The organism is Halorubrum sp. SD612 (assembly GCF_002135005.1).
Genome location: NZ_NEWI01000262.1, coordinates 1 through 2,350, shown reverse-complemented (window position 1 = coordinate 2,350; position 2,350 = coordinate 1). Strand labels below are relative to the sequence as shown.

Annotated in this window: 2 protein-coding genes; one reads left to right on the top strand and one right to left on the bottom strand. The window is 69.9% G+C overall.

Annotation, left to right across the window (positions count from 1 at the left end):
* Window positions 1–743 (bottom strand): FAD-binding oxidoreductase (locus B9G38_RS16130; protein ID WP_143415553.1); only part of this gene is annotated, 743 nt, incomplete at its 3' end.
* 696 nt (window positions 744–1,439) lie between these two features.
* Here B9G38_RS16130 and B9G38_RS16125 point away from each other — a divergent pair.
* The coding region (locus B9G38_RS16125; RefSeq protein ID WP_086221054.1) for a glutathione S-transferase family protein at window positions 1,440–2,350 on the top strand (911 nt) is incomplete at its 3' end.

The window sequence follows — 2,350 nt, the reverse complement described above, 5'->3', positions numbered from 1 at the left end:
GGGCCGGCGGAGGGGCCGGGATCGACGAGCGCCTGAACGGGGTAGGGGACGACCGGGACCGAGACGCCGGCGTCCGCGAGCAGCGACCGCGTGGGCGCGCCGGCGGCGACGACGACCGCGTCGAACTCGCGCGCCTCGGTCGCCGAGCCCTCGTCGGCTCCGGCGTCGCGGACCCGAACCGCCCGTCCCGCGTCGGTCCGCGGGCCGAGCGCGACCGCGGCTTGGGTCTCGACCGCGACGCCCTCCCGGACCGCCCGCTCGCCGAGCGCGCGGACGTAGCTCGGCGGGTCGGTCCAGCCGGCGCCCTCGGCGACCGCCGCGACGGCGGGGTCGTCGGTCACGAGGGCGGGGAAGCGCTCGCAGAGCGCCTCGGGGTCGACGACGGAGACCTCGCGGCCGTGTTCGCGCATGCGCTCGACCATCGCCGGGACGGCGTCGGCGTCGGGGTCGCCCTCGCGGACCGCGATGACGTACGGGCAGGGAGAAAACGAGAAGCCGGGCAGCGTTCGATCGAGCGCACGGAACCGCTCCACGGCGCGGGCGCCGACCGCGGCGTCGACGTCCTCGGCGTAGGCGTCGTAGAGCAGCCCCGCCGCGCGCCCGGAGCTCTCGGCCGCCAGCTCGCCGCGCTCGAACAGCGTCACGTCGGCGCCGCGGGCCGCGAGGTCGTGCGCCGCGGTGACGCCGACCGCGCCGCCGCCGACGACCGCGACCGACGGCGTGGCCTCGACTTCCTCGATCATGCCTCGGGACACGCGAGCGACGACGAAAAGCCACCGGGACGGCAGCGTTCGTTTATAAGTCGATGCGGTGGTGCACCGGCGAGCGCCCGCAGGGCGCGAGCCGCCCGCGAGGGAGTCGGCGGCCCGGAGTAACGCGGAGGGCCGCCGACGAGGTTGGGGAGGCGTGAGGTGCTGTCCCGCGAGCGACCGGAGGGAGCGAGCGGGAGTACGGAAGTCGCAGCCCGCGCAGCGAAGCGAGCAGGAACGTCTTCCGGTAGTGCGGTCGCGGTCGGGTGGGACCCAAAGGGGCAGCCGCGAGGGCGGCGCAGACGACGTAAGCACCGCAGGGAGCGAGCGAAGCGAGCGACTGAGGAGCGCAACGAGTGTGCGCCGCCCTCGCGGCTGGGGCTTTGGAGGCGTTCGCCACTGATCCGTAATCAGCCGTTTTTAAGCGAGCGACTGGGGATTTGGAGTTGTTCACCGTCAATCCGTTATCGACTGTTCGTAAGCGAGCGGCTGGAGCTTTGACGGTGTTTGTCGGCGCCTCGCGTTCAACCACTTATATATGAGAAGCTGAACTCTCGGAGGCAGTCACAGTCGATGCCCTGTCAGTTATTTATAAACAACAAAACCAAAATCCGACATCGTATGCCGCGTTCGGCGGGTGACACGCGTGTCCCCGCCCACGTTATAGGGGTCGAACCCCACGGTACGGACATGAATCAGCTCGTGAACGGCGAGTGGCGCACGGACACCTACGAGGCGACCGACGAGGAGGGCGCCTTCCAGCGCGGCGAGACCACCTTCCGGAACTGGGTGGCGGGCAGCGACGTGCCCGACCACGTCGACGCCGAGCCGGACGAGCGCTTCCAGGCGGAGGCCGGCCGATACCACCTGTACGTCTCGTACGCCTGCCCGTGGGCGCACCGCACCCTCCTCGCCCGCTCCCTGTTGGGCCTCGAGGACGCCATCGGCGTGAGCGTCGTCGACCCGTGGCGCGGCGAGGACGGCTGGCAGTTCAGCCCGGAGAAGGACGGCTGTACCCCCGACCGGCTCCACGGCAGCGACTACCTCCGCGAGCTGTACGTCGAGGCCGACCCCGACGCCACCTGCCGCGTGACCGTCCCCGTGCTGTGGGACACCGAGGAGGAGACCATCGTCAACAACGAGTCGCGCGAGATCCTCCGGATCCTCTCGACCGCGTTCGCGGACCTCGGCAACGGCGTCTCGCTGCTCCCCGGTGACGAGGACGACGCGACCGTCGCGGACGTCGACGAGGTCATCACCGACATCTACGAGCCGATCAACAACGGCGTCTACCGCGCCGGGTTCGCGACCTCCCAAGAGGCCTACGACGAGGCGATCGACGACCTGTTCGGCGCGCTCGACCGCTACGACGACCACCTGGCGGACCAGCGCTACCTCGTCGGCGACTCCCTCACCGAGGCGGACATCTGTATGTTCACCACCCTGGTCCGCTTCGATCAGGTGTACCACACCCACTTCATGTGTAACCGGAAGTTCGTTCACCAGTACGACAACCTCTGGCCGTACCTGCGCGACCTCTACCGGACGCCGGGCGTCGCCGAGACGGTGAACATGGACCACATCAAGGAGCACTACTACAC